This is a genomic window from Nitrospirillum pindoramense (genome assembly GCF_007827955.1).
Classification (GTDB): Bacteria; Pseudomonadota; Alphaproteobacteria; order Azospirillales; family Azospirillaceae; genus Nitrospirillum; species Nitrospirillum amazonense_B.
Genome location: NZ_VITR01000046.1, coordinates 1 through 1,161 on the forward strand (window position 1 = coordinate 1; position 1,161 = coordinate 1,161).

At 71.7% G+C, this 1,161-nt stretch carries 1 protein-coding gene; it reads left to right on the forward strand.

The features are described from left to right. Positions 1–1,161, forward strand: a 1,161-nt coding sequence (locus FBZ90_RS28750; RefSeq protein ID WP_211102391.1) for a beta strand repeat-containing protein, incomplete at both ends; no start/stop codon positions are given.

Below are 1,161 nucleotides of genomic sequence, written 5' to 3' on the forward strand. Positions count from 1 at the left end.
GTCAGCATCACCGGCGCCTACAGCCAGACGGCGGGCACCCTGGCCGTGGCCGGCCATGTGCTGAGCGTCAGCGACGCGGCGCAAGTGACGGGCGGTGTGGTCAACGCCGGCTTGGCGGGTACGGCCAACTACCTGGTGGGCGACAGCGTCACCCTGATCCGGGGCGGCAATGGCTCAACCTACACCGGCGCCACCGTCACCAGCGGCCTGACCGGCCTGGACGCCGTGGCCGGCACTAGCGGCAGCACCCTGCTGGCGGTCGCGGGCAACGACTACATCGGCGCCAGCCTGGCCACCCTGAGCGTCACGGGCACCCTGGCCAACACCGCCGGCGGCGCCACGGCGCTGTACATCGCCAGCACCGGCACCCTGGGCAGCCTGGCCAACAGCGGCACCATCAGCGGCAACATCACCAACCTGTCGGCCAACGACCTGGTCATCCAGGGCGGGGCCAACGGCACGGTGGGCCGCTTCACCGGCGGCACCATCACCAACACCACCAGCAACGTGGTGTTCGCCAGCGGCGCCATCAGTCTGGGTGACGGCATCGTCGCCACTGGCCACACGGTCAGCAACGCCGGCGCCAGCCTCACCCTGGCCAGCGACGTCGCCATCACCGGCGCCTACAGCCAGACGGCCGGCACCCTGGCCGTGGCCGGCCATGTCCTGAGCGTCAGCGACGCCGCCAGCGTCAGCGGCGGTGTGGTCAACGCCGGCCTGGCGGGCACCGCCAACTACCTGGTGGGCGACAGCGTCACCCTGATCCGGGGCGGCACCGGCTCCAGCTATACCGGCGCCACCGTCACCAGCGGCCTGACCGGCCTGGACGCCGTGGCCGGCACCAGCGGCAGCACCCTGCTGGCGGTCGCGGGCAACGACTACATCGGCGCCGGCCTGGCCACCCTGAACGTCACGGGCACCCTGGCCAACACCGCCGGCGGTGCCACGGCGCTGTACATCGCCAGCACCGGCACCCTGGGCAGCCTGGCCAACAGCGGCGTCCTCATCGGCAACGTGGTCAACATCAGCACCCGCGACCTCACCATCCAGGGCGGGGCCAACGGCACGGTGGGCCGCTTCAGCGGCGGCACCATCACCAACACCGCCAGCAACGTGGTGTTCGCCTCTGGCGCCATCAGCCTGGCCGACGCCCTCAACGTG